General features: G+C 51.3%; 20 protein-coding genes. 5 read left to right on the top strand and 15 right to left on the bottom strand.

Features of this window, described 5'->3' with window-relative positions:
- Positions 1-59: 59 nt before the first annotated feature.
- The 4 genes from IC803_RS00780 to IC803_RS00765 all read right to left on the bottom strand — a co-directional run bounded on the left by IC803_RS00780 (position 60) and on the right by IC803_RS00765 (position 7,276).
- Complete coding sequence (locus tag IC803_RS00780; protein ID WP_081210728.1) at positions 60-1,142, bottom strand: glycosyltransferase family 4 protein; 1,083 nt, start codon at positions 1,140-1,142, stop codon at positions 60-62.
- 1,097 nt (positions 1,143-2,239) lie between these two features.
- A complete protein-coding gene (locus tag IC803_RS00775) occupies positions 2,240-4,831 on the bottom strand; it encodes an SH3 domain-containing protein (protein ID WP_081210732.1) in 2,592 nt (863 codons plus the stop codon).
- Between the two features lie 347 nt (positions 4,832-5,178).
- Positions 5,179-6,561 carry a C40 family peptidase gene (locus IC803_RS00770; RefSeq protein WP_143421107.1) on the bottom strand — a complete coding sequence of 461 codons (1,383 nt, stop codon included), beginning with the start codon at positions 6,559-6,561 and terminating at the stop codon, positions 5,179-5,181.
- A gap of 217 nt (positions 6,562-6,778) precedes the next feature.
- The gene (locus tag IC803_RS00765; protein ID WP_081210736.1) at positions 6,779-7,276 is read right to left on the bottom strand and encodes a hypothetical protein; all 498 of its coding nucleotides are present in this window, start codon (positions 7,274-7,276) and stop codon (positions 6,779-6,781) included.
- Between the two features lie 215 nt (positions 7,277-7,491).
- On the opposite strand from IC803_RS00765, the gene IC803_RS00760 reads away from it, so the two are divergent.
- The gene (locus tag IC803_RS00760; RefSeq protein WP_063164693.1) at positions 7,492-7,902 is read left to right on the top strand and encodes a helix-turn-helix domain-containing protein; all 411 of its coding nucleotides are present in this window, start codon (positions 7,492-7,494) and stop codon (positions 7,900-7,902) included.
- Positions 7,903-8,033: 131 nt separating this feature from the next.
- Here IC803_RS00760 and ssb read toward each other — a convergent pair whose 3' ends face one another.
- Positions 8,034-8,393, bottom strand: coding sequence for a single-stranded DNA-binding protein (gene ssb, locus IC803_RS00755; RefSeq protein WP_190304243.1), 360 nt, complete (start codon positions 8,391-8,393; stop codon positions 8,034-8,036).
- A 272-nt stretch (positions 8,394-8,665) separates the two neighbouring features.
- Between ssb and IC803_RS00750 the strand changes: the two genes are divergently transcribed.
- Positions 8,666-9,106, top strand: coding sequence for a YwpF-like family protein (locus IC803_RS00750; protein ID WP_063164692.1), 441 nt, complete (start codon positions 8,666-8,668; stop codon positions 9,104-9,106).
- Between the two features lie 108 nt (positions 9,107-9,214).
- On the opposite strand, the gene IC803_RS00745 is transcribed toward IC803_RS00750, so the two are convergent.
- From IC803_RS00745 to IC803_RS00730, 4 genes are all read right to left on the bottom strand, one after another.
- Entirely contained in the window at positions 9,215-9,895 is a 681-nt protein-coding gene (locus IC803_RS00745) for a class D sortase (RefSeq protein WP_081210737.1), read from the bottom strand.
- Between the two features lie 5 nt (positions 9,896-9,900).
- Positions 9,901-10,833 carry a processed acidic surface protein gene (locus IC803_RS00740; RefSeq protein WP_081210777.1) on the bottom strand — a complete coding sequence of 311 codons (933 nt, stop codon included), beginning with the start codon at positions 10,831-10,833 and terminating at the stop codon, positions 9,901-9,903.
- Positions 10,834-10,979: 146 nt separating this feature from the next.
- Positions 10,980-12,356: an aspartate kinase gene (locus IC803_RS00735; protein WP_081210739.1), complete on the bottom strand. Its 1,377-nt coding sequence runs from the start codon at positions 12,354-12,356 to the stop codon at positions 10,980-10,982.
- A gap of 150 nt (positions 12,357-12,506) precedes the next feature.
- A complete protein-coding gene (locus tag IC803_RS00730; RefSeq protein ID WP_081210741.1) occupies positions 12,507-12,941 on the bottom strand; it encodes a DUF1284 domain-containing protein in 435 nt (144 codons plus the stop codon).
- Positions 12,942-13,630: 689 nt separating this feature from the next.
- Here IC803_RS00730 and IC803_RS00725 point away from each other — a divergent pair.
- The 3 genes from IC803_RS00725 to IC803_RS00715 all read left to right on the top strand — a co-directional run bounded on the left by IC803_RS00725 (position 13,631) and on the right by IC803_RS00715 (position 16,582).
- A complete protein-coding gene (locus tag IC803_RS00725) occupies positions 13,631-14,194 on the top strand; it encodes a hypothetical protein (protein ID WP_081210743.1) in 564 nt (187 codons plus the stop codon).
- Positions 14,195-14,511: 317 nt separating this feature from the next.
- Positions 14,512-16,032, top strand: a complete 1,521-nt coding sequence (gene adh / locus IC803_RS00720; protein WP_081210745.1) for an aldehyde dehydrogenase — start codon at positions 14,512-14,514, stop codon at positions 16,030-16,032.
- Positions 16,033-16,222: 190 nt separating this feature from the next.
- A complete protein-coding gene (locus IC803_RS00715) occupies positions 16,223-16,582 on the top strand; it encodes a DUF779 domain-containing protein (RefSeq protein WP_081210747.1) in 360 nt (119 codons plus the stop codon).
- 134 nt (positions 16,583-16,716) lie between these two features.
- On the opposite strand, the gene IC803_RS00710 is transcribed toward IC803_RS00715, so the two are convergent.
- The 6 genes from IC803_RS00710 to IC803_RS00685 form a co-directional block, all read right to left on the bottom strand.
- Positions 16,717-18,324: an MDR family MFS transporter gene (locus IC803_RS00710; protein WP_081210749.1), complete on the bottom strand. Its 1,608-nt coding sequence runs from the start codon at positions 18,322-18,324 to the stop codon at positions 16,717-16,719.
- Positions 18,309-19,232, bottom strand: a complete 924-nt coding sequence (locus tag IC803_RS00705) for a TetR/AcrR family transcriptional regulator (protein ID WP_081210751.1) — start codon at positions 19,230-19,232, stop codon at positions 18,309-18,311. Before IC803_RS00705 ends, IC803_RS00710 begins: the two co-directional genes overlap by 16 nt.
- Positions 19,225-19,365, bottom strand: coding sequence for a hypothetical protein (locus IC803_RS00700; protein ID WP_190304241.1), 141 nt, complete (start codon positions 19,363-19,365; stop codon positions 19,225-19,227). The genes IC803_RS00705 and IC803_RS00700 overlap by 8 nt, the downstream gene beginning before the upstream one ends.
- Positions 19,366-19,573: 208 nt before the next feature.
- Positions 19,574-20,446 carry an ROK family protein gene (locus IC803_RS00695; RefSeq protein WP_081210753.1) on the bottom strand — a complete coding sequence of 291 codons (873 nt, stop codon included), beginning with the start codon at positions 20,444-20,446 and terminating at the stop codon, positions 19,574-19,576.
- Positions 20,447-20,715: 269 nt separating this feature from the next.
- Positions 20,716-21,537, bottom strand: coding sequence for a carbohydrate ABC transporter permease (locus tag IC803_RS00690; protein ID WP_033008213.1), 822 nt, complete (start codon positions 21,535-21,537; stop codon positions 20,716-20,718).
- A complete protein-coding gene (locus IC803_RS00685) occupies positions 21,537-22,514 on the bottom strand; it encodes a carbohydrate ABC transporter permease (protein ID WP_171698136.1) in 978 nt (325 codons plus the stop codon). The genes IC803_RS00690 and IC803_RS00685 overlap by 1 nt, the downstream gene beginning before the upstream one ends.
- Between the last annotated feature and the right edge of the window lie 13 nt (positions 22,515-22,527).

Below are 22,527 nucleotides of genomic sequence, written 5' to 3'. Positions count from 1 at the left end.
AAAAGCCGTTTGTCACTTTAGCGACACAAACGGCCTGTTTTTACTAACAATATGAGATTTTACTGATCGTTCCCGTACACTTTCCGTCCTCCGCGCAACAGTTTGCGTATAAAAGTCATAAATGGCTTATACTGATCATTGACCAAGCCGATAAGCTCAGCAAGCAGTTCCCCGAAGACGATCAAGGCAAAAACGATGAGAATGGACTGCCATAACGTCGAGGCGGAGAACAAAATAGCGCTGACCGCAAACATCAAGCCAAACGCATAAATCAACAAGACCGTGTTGCGGTGCGAAAAACCAAGAGCGAGCAACCGATGATGAAGATGCGACTTATCGGGCGTCGAGATCGGTCGTTTGTTCACAATACGGCGGATAATAGCAAACGTCGTATCGAAAATCGGCACGCCCAAAATGATCACCGGAACGATGAAGCTGAAGAGTGTCACACTTTTGTAAAGACCTAGCACCGACAGAACGGAAATGGCATAACCTAAAAACAACGCACCAGTATCCCCCATGAAAATTTTCGCCGGGTGGAAGTTGTAAAACAAGAAAGCGATGACGCTACCTAGGATGATCAAACAAAGGGTAAAAATGAGCGTTTTGCCCGCCATGCCCGCCATAACAGCAATGGCCGCAATCCCAATGGCGGAAATGCCAGCGGACAATCCATCCAATCCGTCGATCAAATTGATGGCGTTCGTAATCGCCACAATCCAAAATATCGTAATCGGATAGCTCCAGAACCCCAACTCAAACGTGCCGACAAACGGGACGGTCAAAAGATCGACCTTCAACCCGGAAGCGACAACAATAAACGCCGCCAATAACTGTCCGACCAGCTTCACTTTTGGAGACAGCTCGTACAAATCATCGAGCATCCCGACAAGCACGATAATAATGGCACCAACGGTCAAGGCTGTCACTTGCTCTTGGTAAACGCCGCTAACGAAATAGCCGACAGCCACACCGATAAAAATGGCCAATCCCCCGAGCCTTGGCATTACTCGCGTATGCACTTTGCGCCCGTTCGGCCGATCAACCGCACCAATTTTGATGGCCAGCTTTATGACGAACGGGGTGATGGTCAATACTGTTAGGAATGAAGCGACACATGCCGCAAATGCTTCGATATTCATGAGCAATCACCTTGGCTTTATAAAATCATCTCGGTAAGCACACATCACCTTTATGTTACCATATACAATGAGTAAATCAATCTTTTTTTACCCCCCTTTTTTGTACCCAAAGATGGAAAATTTCTTTTCACAAAAAAAATTTCCAACGAGAAGCGATCATTGGAAAGAAATTAAGAGAATGAAATGGAACACTCTTACCCACCAGCAAAAAATCCATAAAAAGGATCTTCTCCACTCCCCAATAGCTAGATTATTTTGATGGCTCTTTAACTGAAATAGCACGGTCTCACAGGCGCAAGGAGAATAGAACCAAAAAATAAAGATTATCTCTATGGTTTTATAAGCGTTCAAAACGAATCAGCAACGGGATCCAATTGAGTTAATTGTGTAATCATTTTAATGAAAAAAATTTCATCATAATACCGCTCATAAACCCCATCGCTATAGATAATGATATTGGCAGCTAAATACAAAAGGAATGAAAAGATGAACTTCCGCCTTTTGTTCGTTGATACTAACGGTGCTAAGCAAAATGGAGAAAGGGCAATATCCGATATAACAAAATTCATATAGTGTATACCGCCGTATATTTCCTTTACTGAAAGAAAATTAGCCACTGAAAGTCCAACAAACATCGTCAAAATCCATAAGCCCTCAAATAGCCATCCCCTGTTCAACCTTGCTCACCCACTTGCATAATAACATCACAAACCGTTTCTGCGATAAAGCAGCTCTGCTCATCTTAGGTGCATTGTTATAACGACGACGGACGTTGGTCTAGAAGACCGTTGATTAGATAGCGCATACCGCTTTTCAGCATCGTTTTTGAAATAGCAAAAACTTGCAACATCACACATATTCACTCATCGATTAAAAGAAACCGCTGTTTTTCACCAGCCTTCTAGGCTTAACGAATAGCATTTTCGACAGATTGTTGTTATAATCATTCACCGATTTTTTTGACAAGAGACATTATTCTTAAATTCATTATTGCGGAAACACTTAGACTGGGTACAACAGGAGGACGGAAGGATGATCTCATCACATAAAAATCCCCCTGCAGCCCAAGCTGAATGCCTAGGGCTACAGGGAACGAGTTATTTCAGTTCACGTATAATCCATGTAGAAGACACCCAACCAGTTCGTCCATCATCTAGAACAATTTTATACCATGAGCCTTGTTGTTCAATAGTCCCATCACTGTTTAATTTCAGGGAGACATATTGCCCCATTTTCAATTTGCTTATGACATTTTCTTCTCGTATTTTTGGTATTATTGGGGTCGACCGAACATTTAATGTGTCCGCTGTCACACTTCCTAAATTTTTCACCGTTATATACCTTGCATAATCATATAGTTTAATAGCATTCGTCCAGTATTGTCGACCGTTATATTCTAAGCGGAACCAATAATCATTCGTTTTCTCACGCGGCGCGAAGGTGGCACCTTTCGCCAAGACTGCAATCTGTTTGCCTCCCTTTTTGTCATAAAGCGGAATAGAGCTATTAGCAACGGCAACAATCCCCGTCGGGAAGTAGTCAGATCCCGGCGGAATGGACGGAGCGGGAGGAACAGACGTATCAATGCGAGCTGATTTATAATAGTTGTTGTCATATGACAACATATTAGCCATATGGCGGGCAATTGTTTGTCCCCAGTACGGGTCGCTTGCGTAATAAAAGTTCATCCCTTCGCTGCTTTCATCCACCCGTATGTTTTGAAGTGTATTCGTCCGAAACCCGAGGAACGCTCCTTTAAAGAGAGGATGGGAAGGGTTTAAATAGCTCGATTTGATTTTTCGCGCCACGTACTCAATTGACTCCTCAATGGATGAGAAGCGGTATGCCGCGACAAAGGGGGCATCATCATAAGCCCCATAGCCAAATAAGTTATATTTAGTGAGCGCTAGCCTTGATGTGCCAAACGCGCTCTCGTGAATGGCATGAGCCGCTAAATACAACGGGTTAACCCCATAATCTCTCCCGACATTAATGAACGTTTGACCTTGATTGACTAAAACACTTTGCTTGCCTGTCGACTGAACATAACCTTGAATGTATTTGTTAATTTGCCAGGCTTCGATCGGCGCCTGCGTACGCAGATCAATAAACTGATAGCCATCGCGCTGACCGTCAAGCGGAGCACCCGTTTTGACCTCTGTGATATAGTCTCCGGACACATAGCCTATTTCCCCATTGTATTCCAGCTTGTACCAACCGTTTGCCGTTTGATGCGTCGGCACGACAATCGTTCCTTTTGGAATAATTGCAAGGCGGTCAGCGTTGACATCTGGCTGCTTACGAACACTCAAATTCACTCTAACGGCAAACGTCCGTCCGGATAGTTCTCGCTCTGTAACCGGAGAAGACGGGGGAGTGTTTGGTTGCTCTTTCTGCCCCGGAGCCGAACTGGACGGGTTGCTTGGCGGAGCAGGAATATACTTTTTGAACCCAGAAATATCCACATACCCCTTTTTTCCTCTATAAATTACTTCGTACCAGTCGCCAATGCGAAGGGTTATCGAGACAACCGCTCCTTTTGGAATCGTCGCCAAACGAATGTGCGCGCTTCCCGGCGCCGCGTACAATCCAGCGTCTTCCGCCGCCTCGTATTTCGTTTCGCTAAACCGTTGCGGGTTTACTTTTGTGACATCGTTAGCCGAGACATACAACTTCTTGCCATTGAATGTCACTTCGTACCACGTTTGGCCGATGCTGTTAAGGACCATCCGCGTCGAGTACAAGCCGTTTCCGCCCGCCAGTTGAACTGCGTTTCCCCGCTGTTTCGCGACACTGTAAAGAAAAGCAGTTTTTTTGGTAAAGAAATACGTGCCGCTTATGGATTTATACTGATCGTATTCACGCAAGTAACTGCCGCTTACCCAGCCGGTTTTTATGTACCGCTTTCCTTTTGAATAATATTGGTACGATACTTTATACCAGCCGCTTAACCTTTCCGTTGCCGTCACTGTTCCCCCTTTTGGAATGGTAACGACCGCCTTATACTTTGTTCCTGCCCCTGTCCTTAGATTTACATTCGCTGTCGTTTGGTAAGTAGTTTTCGTGATCGCTGTTGGTTTGGCCGTATTCCCTGTAGTCGGTTGGGATGACGTCTTCAAATAACTTCCGCTTACCCAGCCAGCCCTCGTATATTTCCGCCCCTTAACCGTATATTCATAGGATACTTTATACCAGTTCCCGAGCCTTTCTGTCACGGTGACGGGCTTTCCTTTGGGAATCGTCATGATGACTTTGTACCTCGTTCCCGCCCCCGTTCTCATGTTCAAATTCGCTGTCGTTTCGTAGACTGTTGGGGCAGCAGCGGCTGTCTTGACAGTCCTCTCTGCAGCCGATTTGGATGCCGCCTTCCTTAAATAACTTCCGCTCACCCAGCCAGCTCTCGTATATTTCCGCCCCTTAACCGTATATTCATAGGATACTTTATACCAGTTTCCGAGCCTTTCTGTCGCGGTGACGGGTTTCCCTTTGGGAATCGTCATGATGACTTTGTACCTCGTTCCCGCCCCCGTTCTCATGTTCAAATTCGCTGTCGTTTCGTAGACTGTTGGGGCGATTTTAACAGTACTCGCCGCTTCGACAACTGACACGTTCCAGGGAATAGGAGAAAAACTCGCTGATGTTAATAAAAGACCGGTCGACAAGGCAATAGCCTTCCCCATTTTCTTCATCGGTTTCCTCTCACCTACTTCTCTCTTTTTTTGATTATTAAACGACAAAAACTGTCACTTGCCGTCCTTTCTACTTTTTTTATCGGACAATACACGACAAAATTAAAGCATTTTCTCTCTTTTTTGCCAGCCACTTTTATAGAGAGGAGAACAACCAAAGAAAAAAAGAAAAGTGTATACTTTTTTCGCCATCAATCGTCAAAGTCCTTGTTGTCCAACCAAATCAACACGTAAATAAAAGGTTCCTCACCGTCACAGGACGATATCGGCACAGTTTTTGCTCTTTATTGCTCATGACGCAGCATTGCCACTTGTATTGCTAATAAAAGCTAGGCTTGGCGGCAAGATCAATAATACCGCTTCGCCCCTAAGTAGCGGGCTTTCCAATACGGGTTGTTCAATTGGCTGATCGTCACACCTGTTGAAGCGCCGCTATGGACGAACTGATCGTTGCCGATGTAAATGCCAGCGTGGGAAGGGCCTTTTTTGTACGTCTCAAAAAACACGATGTCTCCGACAGCTGGAGAAGAGATCGGTTTCCCAACGCTCCAGATGTCCGCCACCGTCCGCGGCAATGAAACACCTTGTTGCTTGAACACGTATGTAAGAAAACCGCTGCAGTCAAAGCCGACTTCCGGAGTTTCGCCGCCCCAAACGTACGGCGTGCCAAGCAGCTCAGCCGCATCAGCAATAAGTTCGATGACGTCGAGACTGGACGCCGGAGCTTGTCCTTTAGGTGCTGGAGCTTGTCCGATCAGGCGCTCGTACGTGGCGTCATCCACGATGCCAGTCGCCTGAAGTTTGGCATCTTTTTGGAAACGGCGGACAGCGTCCGCTGTCACGGTTCCGTAATAGCCGGTGATCTCCGGGTAGGTAAAATAGCCAAGCTGTTTTAAATTGGCCTGAACCCGCTTCACTTCTTCACCGCGCGCACCGATCGTCAAATAAAGGGAAGAGCGATCCTCTTCAGCCGGTGGGGCTGTTTTTTTCTTGACTGCATCTTCAATGCGTCCGAACGTTGTTGGGTCGACCGAACCGGTCGCTGGCAAATCGTTGTCCTTCTGGAAACGGCGGACGGCGTCCGCTGTCACGGTTCCGTAATAGCCGGTAATCTTCGGGTAGGTAAAATAGCCGAGGCGCTTTAAGTTGTTTTGCAGTTCGCTGACCTTGGAACCGCTTGAACCGATGTTGAGCGTCGCCGATGAAGACGATGTGGCGGTTGTCCGTTGGCTGGCCGCTTGCCGAAGGCGTTCGATTGTCACGGCATCGGCTTTTCCAGTGGCGCGAAGCCCATTCGCTTGTTGAAACTGCTTCACGGCCGCTTCGGTCATCGTCCCGAAATAACCGGTAATCTGTGGGTATTGGAAATAACCGAGCTGTTTGAGCCGCTGTTGAAGCACTTTCACATCGTCGCCGCGCATGCCAACGGACAACGCGCGAGCCGTTGGAACGAACGCACGCAGCTTCGCGTAAGTCGCATCATCGACGACACCGGTTGTTGGCAGATGGACAGCTTGTTGGAACGCCCGCACCGCCTCCTCCGTAATGGGCCCAAAATAGCCCGTGGCTTGCGGATAAGAAAAAAACCCTTTTTCCTTTAATAATTGCTGCAACTCTTTCACCTTTGGGGAACTCATGCCTTCTTTCCATTCCGCTGCTTCCCCGTCGTCCGGCGCCAAAAAGAGCGCAGAGGCAAAGGCGGTGGCTAACACGATATGGCTTGACTTCACTTTCGTTCCCTCTCCCTTCCCTGGTTTCGATCGTTTTCTTTCTGCCGCCGGCGTTGGCCCAGTGCGCCACTTTGCGGCGAAAACCGACAAATCGAGCACACTTTCCGGCAAAAACCGACGTTTTCCCCTTTGCTTTAAGTATAACGAACATATACCTTGGGAGGAAACATTTTTTTTCATTGGGAAATGGAGGGATGAATGATGGCTCAATGATCCCTTATCGCTTTTCACGGTTGTTCCGGGCTGGACATGTAAACAAATAGGAAATGCGGCGGTGATCACAAATATAGATCGACTGTAAAATTTCATCAATGAGCTGCCGTTCCATGGCCAGCCATTCATTGGTGCGGATCAACATGTATTTTTGTTGGAGCTGATTCCATTCGTAGAGGGCAACAGCTAATTTTTTTAGGCGGAGATCAAGCTTGACGATAAACATGTAAAGCTGGCTGACACATTTAAACACAAAATAAAGCTGGGCCTCATCCGAGCAAGCCACCGTGCGGAACAACGCCTCGCCTTCGAATGAAAAACGCCCCGGCTCTTCTTCGATTCTTAGGCAACGGAGCGAATCAGTGAAATTGGTAGGGACAATCGTTTTCAATCGGATGGAGAATGGATTCTTCATTTCCTTAATGAATATGCGGTACATTTTTTTCCCTTGTTTGGCTTCGTTTCGTTCACGGACAATGAAATCGGCGAGATAAATATTCACTTCGATCCCTCTTTTTCCTACAGTAATAGTAAATATTTACCCTTTTTTACTTATTGTACTATGTCTAACCGAAGGAAAAAAGATGTCGACCGTTGGTAGAAAATGCAATATCGTTCTAATCCTGAACGTATATAGTTAACGTTCTGGAAAGGAACAAAATTCACCACCGCGCTTTCCTATCTTTAAGATAATGATATAAAGCGTGGTGACAAACGATGAAAAACCTCGGCGAGATGCTGAAAAGGCTGCGGAAACAGCAACGCTGGACCCAAGAGCAGCTGGCTGAGCAGTTAAACGTATCCCGCTCGCAAATCAGCAAGTGGGAAAACGGCAGCTTGCTCCCTGATATCCAATCGCTTGAAAAGTTGTGCCGTTTGTTTCATGTCAGTGCGGATTTTCTAATTGGCAGCGAGGTGCAGCGGCAGGAAGTGCTGCGCGAAGTCAAGAGGCTTTACGGAACAACGGAAATAAACGAAAAGACGCTCGCCGCGATTGACTATTTGCTGCAAAACCAAGATATGAGCGAAGCGATGTACACGCTGACGAAATTGCCTGAGAAAAAGCGAAAACATGTCGAAACGATGTTGATGACGATCATTAAGGAGTGTGCCGAAGCCATCGGCTGACACCCTCTTGCCCAACCATGCCCAGCAGAAAAAAGCGCTAACATCGGTTGCTAGCGCCATCATTGGGGAAGTTGTGAGGAAACGTTCTTTCTCTTGGGGATTCGCTAAGAAAGGCATGAATGGGGAAACAGCTAGACATGCTCCGGCCATTCTCGCGCTTTGCCGGAGTGAAGAAACTGAACGGAATCGGCGACGACTTCGGTCACATAGACGCGCTGGCCATCTTTATTGTCATAGCGGCGCGTCTGAATTCTTCCCGTTACCGCCACCATTGATCCTTTTCGGCAGTAATTGGCGGTATGTTCCGCCGTTTTCCGCCATAAAACACACGGAACGAAATCGGCATCGATCCCCCCTTCCGCGTTGCGAAAATTTCTCGCTACCGCCAGCGTAACGGTTGTCACGGCCGCCCCCTCGGCCGTGTAGCGAAGCTCCGGGTCCTTCGTCAACCGGCCGACAAGTACGACTTGATTGATCATGTTCCGTTGCATTCCCCCTTTCTGTCCACCGCACTCTTATCATAAACGATCCCGTTTTTTGCCGTAAAATCGCGATTTTTGCATTTTTCTGTGCAATCTATACATACAATCGTCGAAAAAGGCGAAAGTTGCGTCAACAATGATGCAGCAAAATAGTGTTTTTGTCATTCCACGGCAAAAAAATGTGGATAGCTTTTGCGGCTGTGGGTGCATCATCCGGTTTTTCTTCTCCTAGTTGCCTATGCTATAATCATGGGTAAGACAACGGTAATGAGGTGGGCGAGATGAAAACGTTCAAGCTTGTCGGGCTCTCGGTCATTGATGGGGAAATGCGCCGCCGGGACATCCCGTTTATTGACGGCTTGATTATCAATAAAGAGGATGGCCAAAACCGCTGGCTTGTTGAAGCGTATTTGGATGATGACTATGAGCCGATGTTTGCCGGCTTGAAAGAACAACGAGAATTTCAGCTGCAAGTGACGATCACCAATCCGGGCAACGATCCGGCGAACATGCTTGTCGCCGTCCGCTCGATCACAAAAATGAACGGCCATATTAGCGTCCTAATGGAAGGGCTGATGATCCCAAGGCGGACCCACTTGGCTGAAGTCGTGCTGGCCGGCCTTGTCGAGAAAGGGCTGCAAGGCGAAGCGCTGCTCAAGGAATTTCGCCAGCAAATGGACGAACGGCATAGCGCGAGAACACATAGCAACCGGGAAAGATAAAAGGCTAGGGAGCGCACTCTCTAGCCTTTTCTTTTTGATGTCCGATTGTGAATTGCTCGCACCTCACTTTGCTTGAAGAAGGACTTCTTTCAGAACTCCATTAAGCGTCTAACGCCTCGGCACAGTCGCGCGGGCGGCGGTGTCAATCCGGACTGGGCGGGCAGTGACGATATAACGTTTAGGGGCGGGACCGATGAGACGAAACGGGTAGCACGTCGTGACGGTCAGCGTCGGCCGCGCTTTATCGACCAAAACCGTGCGGTCGTCGTCGTCGACGATGCGGATATTGACGACGCGGTAATGGACGGCTGTGCCGTTCGTTCGGATGATGAGCGCGTCACCGATATCGATTTCCCCGAAGCGACGAAACACGGTGTCACGGTGACCGGACAACACGACATGCCCGTTGCCGCCCGGCCAGGCGCTCGCCGGGTAATGGCCGACACCGCGGCGCAGTTCTTGTTCACGAACCCCTTCATACACAGGAATCGCCGTCCCGAGCTTCGGAATGGCGAGTTCGCCGAGGTAGGCGCCAAGCGGCGGAGGCGAGGAGGCTTCGCCACTCCCGGAAGAATGGGCGGCCTGAGGGGGCGTTTTCGCTTTCGGCCCGGGCGCATGCCGCATCGTGGCGGGGGCTTCGCCGTCTTGCTTTGCCGCCTTCCAGCCAACGGTGTACCAATACCCGTTCCAGCCAGCTGTTGCGATCCCGATGGCCATCAGCAGGAACGCCGCGCAGCAAGCAGCCCGTTGTTGCCAAGGAAGCCGGGTCGTACGTTGCTTGTGCCCCACCACCCTCATCCTTTGAGCCGCCCCACCCGCCGATAAAGAAAGAAACCGGCCGATGCGAGCAGCAGTCCGGCGAGAGCGTGCGCCGCGTATGGCGACGCGGTATCCGGCAGTTTTTCCCCGTACATCATCCCTTTCATCTCAAGCGCCAACACCCCGGCATCAATCCCTTTCTCCCCAGCGCGGACGATGTAACCAGATGTCAACATTTCCCTCGTGATGGCAATATCGGCGATTTCCTCACCTTGGCGGTTATACAATTTGACGACGATCGGCTCTGTATCGGCTGCCGCAGCCGACGCTGACCATCCCGTTTCTCGCCCGTCAACATAAAGCTTGGCCTCAAGCTGCAACAAGGCGAGCGCCTCGTCCCAAATCGCCCGCAGTTCGCGGCGCGCTTCGTTGGTCCATGGCCCCTCTGTCTCTTTAAACGGGCGCAGCCGTTCACGAAGCGCTGCTAGCTGCCCAGGCAGCTGCGGATCACCAAGTGAGGCGATATGACGAGTGAGTTCGCGCACTTCCTTTTCCGTCATTCCGAGCGCCCCAAGCAAATCGTTCATTTGCTGCATGGCGGCGTTATGCTTGGAGTAAAAACGAATGGCGCGATCCAAGTCTTCCACGAACGTATAATCTTGCGCCGTTTCGCCAAACTGCCCAAGCAGCGCTTCGAGCTCCTCGACGGTCAGCCCGTGCCGGCGCAACACAGCATGGAGCCGCTCATCGGTCAGCGGCGTGCCAAGCCATTGTTGCAACTCCCCCATTGAGTGAAAATCGGCAACGGTCAGCCCGTACCGATCTAAATAAGTGAGCAAATCGCTTACCGTCCAGCCGACGCTTTCCGCGTACTGTTCGAGTTCTGCTCGGTTGATGGCAGCTGCTGCACTGACCGGGGACAAAGCCAACATCACCGCGAAAACAGCCATAACGAGCCATTTTTTCACCGTTGTTTCCTCCTTTTCCATCGCTATTTGCGTACATTGGTAGTATTTTCCGAATCGTTCCTCCCTATGTACGAAAAACAGCAATGGCGGAAACAAACGTACGAACAATGAAAAAAGGATGCCCGCAAGCCCGGACATCCTTTTCCTTATGACGGCTGACTGACGGTCAGCTCTTGAAAGTAGGCGTGATATAGCGCGCGAACCGCCTCGTTGACGACATCCTCTTTGACACCAAACATCATGCTGACTTCCGATGACCCTTGGTTGATCATCTCCAAGTTAATGTTGGCATTAGCGAGCGCCGTTGCCGCTTTTGCGGCCATTCCGACCGTTTTTTCCATCCCTTCGCCAACGACCATGATGAGCGCCAATCCATACTCAATCGTCACTTCATCGACGGCGAGCTCCTCGCGGATGCGGGCTAAAATGCGCTCATCTTTCCCGTCGGCAAGCTGGCTGGCCCGCAAAATGACCGACATGTTGTCGATGCCTGACGGCGTATGTTCATATGAAATGCCTTCGTCTTCTAAAATTTGCAGCACGCGCCGGCCGAAGCCGATTTCGCGGTTCATTAAGTATTTGCTGATGTTGATGCTGCAAAAGCCGGTGTCGCTCGCAATGCCGGCGACCGGTTCATCGATATGGTTGCGTTTGGCGACGATCCATGTGCCTGGGGCGGCCGGGTTGTTTGTATTTTTTACGCAAACCGGAATGCCGGCCCGATATACCGGCTCGAGCGCCTCGTCATGAAAGACGGAAAAGCCGGAATACGACAGCTCACGCATTTCCCGATACGTAATTTCCTTCAATTTGCGCGCGTCGGCGACGATCGAAGGGTTGACGCAATAAATCGAATCAACGTCAGTAAAGTTTTCATATACATCAGCTTTTACGCCCGCAGCAACGATCGAACCGGTAATATCCGACCCGCCGCGCGGGAAGGTGACGATATGGCCGGATGGAGAATAGCCGAAAAAGCCCGGGATCACGAGCACACCACGGCGTTCGCGCAGCTGCCGCAACTTTTCGTACGACTCCGGAAGCACTTGGGCGTTGCCTGGTTCGTCCGTCACGACAATGCCGGCCTCAAGCGGGCTGACATAGCTCGCTTCGAGCCCAACATCTTGCAAATAGAGCGCCATCAGCCGCGCATTATGATCTTCCCCGCTCGCCTTGATGGCATCCAGCAGGCGGGCCGGCTCGTTCCGATAGGCGCTGATTTTTGACTGTAAATCATCCGCAAGTTCAGCCAAAAAACCGTCAGCTTCCAGTTCGAGCTCATCGGCAATGTCAGCGTACCGTTTCGCGATCGTCTGCATCGTTTCCTCGTACGGTTCACCGGCCAACACTTGCTCAGCCAGCCGAATCAGCATATCCGTCACTTTCACATCGTCTTTGTATCGCTTTCCAGGCGCCGATACGACGACGATGCGGCGTTCAATATCCGAACTGACAACATCAGCCACTTTGCGGAATTGCACGGCGCTCGCCACCGAGCTTCCACCGAATTTGGCTACTTTCATGTTCCATGACCCTTTCTGTCGAAAGTCTTTATAATTGTTTATCATATCACATTTTTCAGCTCGTGGAATCCTTCATTTTTTAGAAATTTCCGCGAACAACAAAAATCCTTGCCGATTCGGAGCAACGACGCCGGTGATAACCGAAATCATTTATATTTGGGCAATATTCCCGCGGCGGACATTGGCGATTCCTTCTTTACAGACGCCATACGGAAGCCATGAACAATGGCGGCATAAATGGTCCAAATCGTCCGGTTCAACCATTTCCGCCGTCCGCCGGATCAATTCCGACTTTTGGTACACCTTGCCCGCCTCTAAGCCTAAATGGCGAATGACGTTTCCATCAAGTGAACGCACGTGGTCATCCGAATTCGGGCCGGCTTCACATGTCGTTTCGCCGTGGTGCGGACAGGCGACGCACGCCTCATCAAGCGCCGCCACCACCTCAATCGGAAAATCGTCCTCCTCATCGCGAATTCGCTTGACGATCTCCCACATTTTTTCGACAAACGACGGGCTGTAGCCCATGCCGCGGAACCCGTGCACACAAAGCAAATGATGGCCGCGCAGGCGCAACGGTTTCATGCCTCTCTCTCCTTCCCTCTCCTTTGTTCGAGCATATGCCAGGCGCGCTCGAATATGCCTCTCTTTCGCCCGGATATTCTAGAAAACCGGTGAAACATGACTGATTCCGTCCTATTCATTCTTTATCAGTTGATAAGAGGAACAGTTTTGACAAGGCTTCTCAACTCGAAACAGGACCGTTTTCTACGGCTTTTTCACGAGATCACCATTCCTCTAGAAGGATGGTGATTAACGGAGCAGGTTGCTTCACCGCCTTGTTTCTCAAATTGAGAAACCTTGTGGCATCAGCTTATCGTTTCATGTCATCCAACGTCAGTTAGGGGCGATCGCTGTTTTTCACCAGCCTTCTAGAAGGACGGTAAAAAACGGCTGCCGCGCGCAAATGGGCCGCATTTGGCCCAAAATTTCGCAAGCTTTCTCTCATTGAAAAACAGCTGGGATCAGCAGTGTCTTGCACGAAATCACCAGCCTTCTAGACGATGTTCCTCTTTACCATCATACGTGAACGATGGTCTTTCAGCAATGCCGATTCCAGAAACCTCTTCTTTCCAGCGCTTCGCCAAGGGAACGATCGCCCTTTCTTTCCCTCTGCCAGTCATTCCCGCATCCCCGACTGTTTCAAGGGTAGGAGGCGCGTGAGCGGTCATGGTAAAATGAAAGCGATGACTTTGCGACGAAAGGATTGACTGATGATGACAAGAGACGAAGCGGCTCGTTTGCTTTCCATCTTGCTTCACGAACTGACGAAGCCATGGCGGAAAGAAAAAGTCCATTCCGATGTGCTTGAAATCATTATGAAACTGCGCATTCAAGCAGCCGACGAGGAACGGTATATGAACGATTTGCTTAGCAATATCGCTTTTGCGAGTGAATCGGCGCACGCGTTAAAACAAATTTGGGGCTATATGCTGCGCGAGCAGACGTTTTTATCGCCAGGCACGATCGAGGCGATGCTGACTGACGCCCAGCAGGCGATCCGCCGCCGCCTTCCGGGGCTTGTTGAGCGGTATGGACGCCCGTTTGCAGACATCGATGATGCGGCAGAACGGAAACGCCAACTGGAGCGCTCTTACAGCGCACTGCTCTTGTTCAACCGGATCGCCACCGATTTTTTAATCGAATTCGGCCGGGAGGAAAACGAATCGGCCGCCTGTACATTTTTCGCCGCCGATCCGAACGAACTGCTCGAGGTGTTCCATCACCTTTGCGGCGTATACGCAAGCCGCTGGCTTGAGGGGCTTGAGGTGGATTAGTCGGCCGTTTCAAGCAAGGGGCTGATTCAAAAGGGCGCCTTCTCTCTAGTGCAACCATAAGGTATGCAATTACAAATCCGTTCCATAAGCATATACAGCAGTGAAAAAGGGGGCTCATGGCCTTTTGGCCCCCTATGCACTCGAGCCGAATGTCCTTTTTCATCCCCAACGGCCGCCTCCGACCGATTTCTCTGGCTAGCGCTTTTCCCATTTGACAGTATTGTCCAGCCATGCTAATCTAATCATCGGGAGGAATTTTTCTAATATTCCTTCTATTGAAAGCGTGTACAAATATTCAAATGAAAGGGGAATCGGGGATGATTTACGCACAACCAGGCCAGTCGGGGGCGCTTGTCACGTTCAAAAAGCGCTACGAAAACTTTATTGGCGGCAAATGGGTGCCGCCGATGGACGGCGAGTATTTTGAAAACATCACGCCGATCACCGGGCAGCCGTATTGCGAAGTGCCGCGCTCGAAAGCCGCCGATATCGAACTGGCGCTTGACGCCGCCCATGCGGCAAAAGAGGAATGGGGACGCACGTCACCCGCCAAGCGCGCCCGCCTGTTGAACAAAATCGCCGATCGGATGGAAGAAAACTTGGAACGGCTCGCGGTCGCGGAAACGTGGGAAAACGGCAAGCCAATCCGCGAGACGCTCGCGGCTGACATTCCGCTTGCCATCGACCATTTCCGCTATTTTGCCAGCTGCATTCGCGCCCAAGAAGGGACCATTTCGGAAATCGATCACGACACGGTCGCCTATCACTTCAAAGAACCGCTCGGCGTCGTCGGGCAAATCATCCCGTGGAACTTCCCGATTTTAATGGCGGCCTGGAAGCTCGCGCCAGCGCTTGCGGCCGGCAACTGCGTTGTCTTAAAACCGGCGGAGCAAACGCCGACGTCAATTCTCGTCCTCATCGAACTCATCGAAGATTTGCTTCCACCTGGCGTCGTCAACGTTGTGAACGGGTTTGGCTTGGAAGCCGGCAAACCGCTCGCTTCAAATCCGCGCGTGGCGAAAGTGGCGTTCACCGGCGAAACGACGACCGGACGGCTCATCATGCAATACGCCTCGCAAAACATCGTTCCGGTTACGCTTGAGCTTGGCGGCAAGTCACCGAACATTTTCTTCCCTGATGTGATGGACAAAGATGACGAGTTTCTCGATAAAGCGCTCGAAGGGTTGACGATGTTCGCCTTAAACCAAGGCGAAGTCTGCACATGCCCGTCGCGCGCCCTCATCCACGAATCGATTTACGATGCGTTTATGGAACGGGCGCTTGAACGCGTCAAACAAATTAAACAAGGCAACCCGCTTGACACGGAAACGATGATCGGCGCCCAAGCGTCGTCGGAGCAGCTTGAGAAAATTTTATCATACATCGACATCGGCAAACAGGAAGGCGCCGCGCTTTTGATCGGCGGTGAGCGGAACATGCTTGAAGGCGAGCTCGCCGGCGGGTATTACGTCAAGCCGACGATTTTCAAAGGACATAACAAAATGCGCATTTTCCAAGAAGAAATTTTCGGGCCGGTGTTGGCCGTCACGACGTTCAAAGACAACGATGAAGCGCTCGCCATCGCCAATGAGACGCTGTATGGCCTTGGCGCCGGCGTCTGGACGCGCGACATCAACACGGCGTACCGGTTCGGCCGCGGCATTCAAGCCGGCCGCGTGTGGACGAACTGCTACCACGTCTACCCGGCTCACGCAGCATTCGGCGGCTACAAAATGTCCGGCATCGGCCGCGAAACGCACAAAATGATGCTCGACCATTACCAACAAACGAAAAACTTGCTCGTCAGCTATTCGCCGAAAAAACTCGGCTTGTTCTAATATTCATCCACCCACTCTTTCATCGCCTCCTCGTTTAGAGGCGAAGCGCCCAGCATTTTGACAAGGTGTCCTGATCTTTTCGGGACACCCTCTTTTGCCTTTGGCGACACCGCTGTTGTCCCGCTTCGGCGGACCGCCGGGCGAGCGTCAATGTCGAAAACGGAAATCGAATGCATAAGGAGGGGACGTAATGGGCGATGAACCGAAAGTAATCGCCACCGAAGCGGCGTTGGCATTAATCGAAAAGCTAAAAGCAAAGTACGGCCCGCTCATGTTCCATCAATCGGGCGGGTGCTGCGACGGCAGCTCGCCGATGTGCTATCCGCTCGGCGAGCTGATTGTCGGCGATTCTGACGTCCTGCTTGGCGAAATCGGCGGCTGCCCGTTTTACATCGCCAAGGCGCAATACGAATATTGGAAGCACACGCAACTGATCATCGACGTCGTTCCCGGGCGCGGCGGCATGTTTTCGCTCGAAGGTCCGGAAGGCGTCCGCTTTCTCACCCGCTCGCGCGTCTTCGGACAGAGCGCCGGGACGGAAGAAGCATAGCGGCTGTGCCAACCGTCCGATTCCTTAAACCCAATACAGGGGATACGTCATGTTCCGCCGCGTCGAAAAACCCAGCAGGACCGCCGCCTGATGAAGTGAGGCGCGTTCCGCTGGGTTTTTGATCATGAGAACCGTTACTCGGTCGTGTCCATGTGTACTTCTTCCCCTGTCCGAGCCGACAATTTAATCCGTTTCAAACCGAACACCAACAACAAGCCGACCGCAATAAACACAAGCCCAAACAAAAAGACAGATTGCAATGAATCAACGAGCGACTGCTTCAACACCGGCACGAACATATCGCGCAGTGCAGCCGGAATGCTCTTCATCGCTTCCGGGCTGAGCAAGACGGAATACAGCCCTTGCGGATCGTCATGGAGCATGTCCGCAAAGCGGTCGACAGCCCCCTTCGCCTGCGCCGGCAGCGCTTCGAGCTTCGGCATGAGCCGTTCGTCAAGCAAGGTGCTCGAACGGTGATTCATGATGGCCCCGAGCACTGTCATGCCAAACGTCCCACCGATCGAGCGGAAAAATTGGCTTGAAGATGTCACCACGCCAAGCTCCGATTTCGGAAAACTTTCTTGCAAAGCAAGCGTTAAAATCGGCATCACGAGCCCTGTACCGAGTCCAAGCACGATCATATACAGCGTTGCCGTCCATTTTGACGTATCGACATCCATCGTGCCAAGCAAGCCAAACGCTGACAACATAATGGCCATGCCGACGATCAGCTGTGTTTTCACACCAATTCGGTAAACGAGTCGGCCGCCAACGACGCTGCCGATAATCATCGTAATCATCATCGGTGTCATAATCGTTCCTGACTCTGTGGCACTTACCCCAACCACCCCTTGCATAAAAAACGGGACGAACATGATGGCTCCGAACATGCCGACGCTCATGAAAAAGCCGATGCCGTTCAACAACGTAAACGTCCGGTTGCGGAACAGCCAAAGCGGAATGATCGGCTCCTCCGCCCGCTTTTCTGCCCAAACGAACAAGGCGAAAAAGATCACCGCCGCCGCAAACAGCGAGATGATTTGCCATGAGCCCCACGCATATTGGTCACCGCCAAATGTCAGCCCAAGCAATAAGCTGACGACACCTGCCGTCAGCGTCGCCATCCCGGCAACGTCGAATTTCACTGGCCCTTCAGCTTTATATTTGCTTAACCCCATCGCAATCAGCACGGTCGCTAAAATGCCGACCGGCAAGTTAATATAAAACACCCAACGCCAGTTCAAATGATCGACGATAAAGCCGCCGATTTGCGGGCCCAGCACCGAAGCGAGACCGTACAGACCACCGAACACTCCTTGCCATTTCGCCCGCTCTTTCCCCGTAAACACGTCACCAACGACAATCATTGCCATCGGCATCATAATGCCGCCGCCGATTCCTTGAATGCCGCGGTAAATAATGAGCTGGGTCATATCGTTCGCCATGCCGCAAAGCGCGGAGCCGGCCATAAAAATGATGAGTCCGCTCACATATACGATTCGACGCCCTAATACGTCGGCAAGCTTCCCGGCGATCGGCACGACCGCTGTCGACGTTAACATGTACGCCGTCGTCAGCCATGTCATCACCCCAAGCCCGCCGAGCTCCCCGACGATGCGCGGCATCGCGGTGCCGACGATCGTTCCGTCGAGCGCCGCAAACAACATGGCGATAATAAGTCCTGTAATGAGCAGCGGGCGATGCCGAATCGTGCTGGCCGGCGCCGCTAGTGCCTTTTCCATGTTCCTCTCTCCCATCCATTCAATTGTCGATATGTCTCCATTTCTTGACTGAGCGCGGCCAAGGCCGCCGCAAGCGAAGGCGCTTGTTGATGACGCAAATATAAAAGCAGCGCCTCGACTAGATAGACGCGCGGCGGTTCATGGCGTCCGAGCAGCTCCTCCTCGAGCGCAGCCACCGCCTCAAGCACATCATCCATCTGCTTTGCGCCAAGTTCCTTCGCCGCCTCCCGGACGGCGGAAAACGCCGAAGCCAGCCGTTCCCGTTGTCTCTGCCGCTCGCGCTCTTCCAGCTCCATCCATGGGGCTAGTGACTCCTTCGTCAACAGCGGACGTTCGCCTGCCGCAAAGCTGTCGACGATCGCGTCGAAGCGGCGCATGAGGAAACGAGCGGCTTCTTCCGCGTTAAACGTCTCTTGGTGAAAGAAAAAGTAAAACAAATATTGGCGCACGATGCCGTTCACCATCATGGCCGCATCATACACATACGGCCGAATCGCCTCCCCATACACTTCTTCAAGACGGGTGCAATACCATAAAAAAAGACGGCCGTGCTGACGGAACATATACCGCTCAATCTCCGGATTGACTTTTGGCAGCTGTTCCGACATAACCATATGCAAAAACTCCTTGTATTGGCGAACATGAGAAAAATGAGCAGCCAGCTGGCGGATGAACTGTTCTTTTTCTGACCCGCCGCCGGCCACTGCTGTCAAATCGGCCATCATGTTCTCACTGTAATGCTGCAACACCGCCAGCAACAGCTCCTCTTTTGAAGAAAAATGATGATAAAACGCTCCTTTGGAAATGCCCCATGCTTCCACCAAATCTTGGATCGATGTCGCATGATACCCTTTTTCGGCAAACAGCTTCATCGCAATTTCGATAAATTGAACGCGCCGTTCATCCATGGCACTGATCCATCCCCTTCCCATTCGCCGCTTCCCATTGCGGATACGATGGCAACAATGAGCGCGGCTTCACAAAACCGGCCCGCACTCCGCGCTGGTGCAGCCGTTCAATCAATTGCCGGATATCGACCATTGTCCTCGCCTCCATACACCTATGACCGAGTAGTCAACGATATTATAAACAACATTTATAAATTTATGCAACGAAAAAGCGATGTTTCTTTGACCAATCAGTCAAAAAATATAAATATTTTTTGAACAAACAGTCAAAGAGGCCAACCGCCAACAAAAAACGGCCGCCCATGGCCTGACAAAAGACCACAGACCGCCGTCCATTCCATTTATTCCAGCGCCGCCGCCGCGAGCGCCAAGGCGCCCGAAATGCCAGCATTGTCGCCCAACCCCGGAAGGACGATATACTGATCAATGTGTTGGAGAACCGCCTCGTGCTGAATATACCCCCCAAGCCGCTCTTGCACATAGCGGCGGACTAGCGGAAGCACGTGCGTCTGCTTCATAACCCCGCCGCCGACAATCACTTTTTCCGGCGATAGAACGAGAATATAGTTGGCAATCGCTTGAGCTAAGTAAAACGCTTCAAGCTCCCACACCTCATCGCGGTCAGCCAGCTCCGCCCCTTTTTTCCCCCAGCGCCGCTCGATCGCCGGGCCGGACGCCATCCCTTCCAAGCAATCGCCATGGTACGGGCATATGCCAGCAAACGCGTCATCCGGATGCCGGCGGACCAATATGTGGCCCATCTCCGGATGAAGCAGCCCATGCAGCAAGCGGCCTTCAACGATCGCGCCAACGCCGATGCCGGTGCCGACCGTCATATATAGGCAGCTATCCAATCCTTGCGCCGCTCCCCAGCGCAGCTCGCCGAGCGCCGCCGCGTTGACGTCCGTATCAAAGCCGATCGGCACCGGAAAATGTTGCTTCAGCGTGCCGACAAAGTCAAACTGCGCCCACGCCTGTTTCGGCGTGCTCGTAATATAGCCGTACGTTGGACTGTCCGGACGCAAATCGACCGGACCAAACGACCCGACGCCGATCGCCTCAATACCATGCGGACGGAAAAATTCGATGACACGAGCCATCGTCTCTTCCGGCACGGTCGTCGGAAACACCGCCCGTTCATGGATGTTTCCTTGTTCATCGCCGATGGCACAGACAACTTTCGTGCCCCCGGCTTCAATCGCTCCTAAAACCATGCGGTACGCCTCACTTTCTTTACCTATTCTGTTTTTATCTTAATCGAAAGACGAAGAAGACTCAACGACAAGCAGAAAACGTGCATCAGTCGCACTTTTTCCGCCATCACCGGTCAACACGACTGGCCATTCTTTCGCCCCTCTCCCTCCTATCCCCTGATGACAGAAAAGGCCATATCATCGGCAAGCGGAAAACGTTGTGCCAAATGAAAAAGAGCCGCCAACAAAGCAGCTCCTCCGATCATGCCCAAGTTGTCTTTCCCATCTGTTCACCCTTTTACTGAGCCAGCAAGCAGTCCCCGGACGAAATATTTGCCAAGGAAGATATAGACGAGCAACGTCGGTAAGGCGGCGAGTAGAGCTCCTGCCATTTGTACGTTCCATTGCACGATTTGGCTGCCGGATAAATTTTGCAAGGCGACCATGATCGGCTGTTTGTCCGAGGTCGTAATCGTCACGGCAAACAAAAACTCGTTCCAAATGTTCGTAAACTGCCAGATTGCCACAACGACAAATCCGGTGATAGACAAGGGAAGCATAATATCACGAAAAATGCGGACAAACCCAGCGCCGTCGATTTTCGCTGATTCAATCATCTCATCCGGTATTGCGGCGTAAAAATTGCGAAACATCAGCGTCGTAATCGGGATGCCGTAGACGACATGAACGAACACCAACCCAGGAATCGTGTTGTACAGCCCGATTTCGCGCAAAAACTGAATGAGTGGAATTAAGATGCTTTGATATGGAATGAACATGCCAAACAAAATGAGCGTAAATAACGTGTCCGCCCCTTTAAACTTCCACTTCGACAGCACGTAGCCGTTGAGCGCCCCCAGCAGCGCGGACAGCAGCGTCGCCGGCACGACGAGCAAAATCGAGTTCCAAAAGTTCGGGGCCAGCTTTTCAAATGCGGTCGCATAGCTGCTCCAATCGACCGTTGACGGCAACTTCCACATGTCCGCCAACGTCACTTCATCGAGCGGTTTTAAGCTTGTCACGATCATGACATATACCGGCAATAGAAAAAATGCGCTCATCGCCAGTGCGAGCATATACAAAAACGGCCGCGCCCATAGCGGTTTCGCCATTATGATCCCCCCTTGCGGCTCGAGACGAGATACGGAACGATAAACATCGCGACCGACAGCAGCATCACAATGGCGATTGCCGCCCCGTTCGCATAATAGTTGCCGCGGAATGTCGTTTCAAACATATACACCCCAGGCACATCGGTGACAAAGTTCGCCCCTGGTCCGGTCATAGCATAAACCAAATCAAAAATTTTGAGTGAAATGTGCGCCATAATGATGATGACACTGGCCGTAATCGGCCGCAACAGCGGCAAAACGATTTTCCAATACAATTGAAACTCGGTCGCCCCGTCCATCCGGGCCGCTTCACGCACCTCATCCGGAATCGCGCGCAAGCCAGCCAAATACATGGCGACGGCAAAACCGGTCATTTGCCAGACTGCTGCGACCACCACCGCAATCATGGCCAATGGGACGCCAAATTCGATTTTGCCCCATTGAAATCCGCCCAAAATCGTTGTATCCGTATACCATTTGGAATCCAAGCCAAGCGGTTTTAAGAACAAGTTCACGCCCGTTGACGGGTTGAACAGCCATTGCCACACCACCCCGGTGACGACAAAAGACAAGGCCATCGGGAAAAAGAAAATGTTGCGAAACAGCGATTCCCCACGAAGCTTTTGGTCAAGCAAAATCGCGAGCAGTTGGCCGAGCACAATCACGACGGCGATAAACAACACCGTAAATACGAGCGTATTGCGCAAATCAGCTTGAAAGCGAAAGTCTTGGAACAAATACTGGTAATTTTTCAATCCAGCGAACGACCAATCCGGAACGAGCGAATTCCAATTGCTGACCGAAACATATCCTGTCCAGCCGATAAATCCATACACAAATAGGAAAATCAAGATGACCGACGGCGCCAAAAACACGGCGGCCAGCCAATGGTCGGCCGTCCATTTTCGCTTTTTCCGCACCGTCGGGACCGCCGTTGCCTTCTCCGCCGTTGTGACGTTGACCGTTTCCACCATCATCCCTCCTCATGAT

It is taken from the genome of Geobacillus sp. 46C-IIa (assembly GCF_014679505.1).
In the GTDB taxonomy this organism is placed as follows: Bacteria; Bacillota; Bacilli; order Bacillales; family Anoxybacillaceae; genus Geobacillus.
This window is presented reverse-complemented; position numbering and strand designations above follow the sequence as displayed.

Bases quoted from the DNA above. Each gene is read 5' to 3' on its own strand.
- IC803_RS00780 (WP_081210728.1), bottom strand. From the start codon at position 1,142: ATGAATATCGAAGCATTTGCGGCATGTGTCGCTTCATTCCTAACAGTA.
- IC803_RS00775 (WP_081210732.1), bottom strand. From the start codon at position 4,831: ATGAAGAAAATGGGGAAGGCTATTGCCTTGTCGACCGGTCTTTTATTA.
- IC803_RS00760 (WP_063164693.1), top strand. From the start codon at position 7,492: ATGAAAAACCTCGGCGAGATGCTGAAAAGGCTGCGGAAACAGCAACGC.
- ssb (WP_190304243.1), bottom strand. From the start codon at position 8,393: ATGCAACGGAACATGATCAATCAAGTCGTACTTGTCGGCCGGTTGACG.
- IC803_RS00750 (WP_063164692.1), top strand. From the start codon at position 8,666: ATGAAAACGTTCAAGCTTGTCGGGCTCTCGGTCATTGATGGGGAAATG.
- IC803_RS00735 (WP_081210739.1), bottom strand. From the start codon at position 12,356: ATGAAAGTAGCCAAATTCGGTGGAAGCTCGGTGGCGAGCGCCGTGCAA.
- IC803_RS00730 (WP_081210741.1), bottom strand. From the start codon at position 12,941: ATGAAACCGTTGCGCCTGCGCGGCCATCATTTGCTTTGTGTGCACGGG.
- IC803_RS00725 (WP_081210743.1), top strand. From the start codon at position 13,631: ATGATGACAAGAGACGAAGCGGCTCGTTTGCTTTCCATCTTGCTTCAC.
- adh (WP_081210745.1), top strand. From the start codon at position 14,512: ATGATTTACGCACAACCAGGCCAGTCGGGGGCGCTTGTCACGTTCAAA.
- IC803_RS00715 (WP_081210747.1), top strand. From the start codon at position 16,223: ATGGGCGATGAACCGAAAGTAATCGCCACCGAAGCGGCGTTGGCATTA.
- IC803_RS00710 (WP_081210749.1), bottom strand. From the start codon at position 18,324: ATGGAAAAGGCACTAGCGGCGCCGGCCAGCACGATTCGGCATCGCCCG.
- IC803_RS00705 (WP_081210751.1), bottom strand. From the start codon at position 19,232: ATGGATGAACGGCGCGTTCAATTTATCGAAATTGCGATGAAGCTGTTT.
- IC803_RS00700 (WP_190304241.1), bottom strand. From the start codon at position 19,365: ATGGTCGATATCCGGCAATTGATTGAACGGCTGCACCAGCGCGGAGTG.
- IC803_RS00695 (WP_081210753.1), bottom strand. From the start codon at position 20,446: ATGGTTTTAGGAGCGATTGAAGCCGGGGGCACGAAAGTTGTCTGTGCC.
- IC803_RS00690 (WP_033008213.1), bottom strand. From the start codon at position 21,537: ATGGCGAAACCGCTATGGGCGCGGCCGTTTTTGTATATGCTCGCACTG.
- IC803_RS00685 (WP_171698136.1), bottom strand. From the start codon at position 22,514: ATGATGGTGGAAACGGTCAACGTCACAACGGCGGAGAAGGCAACGGCG.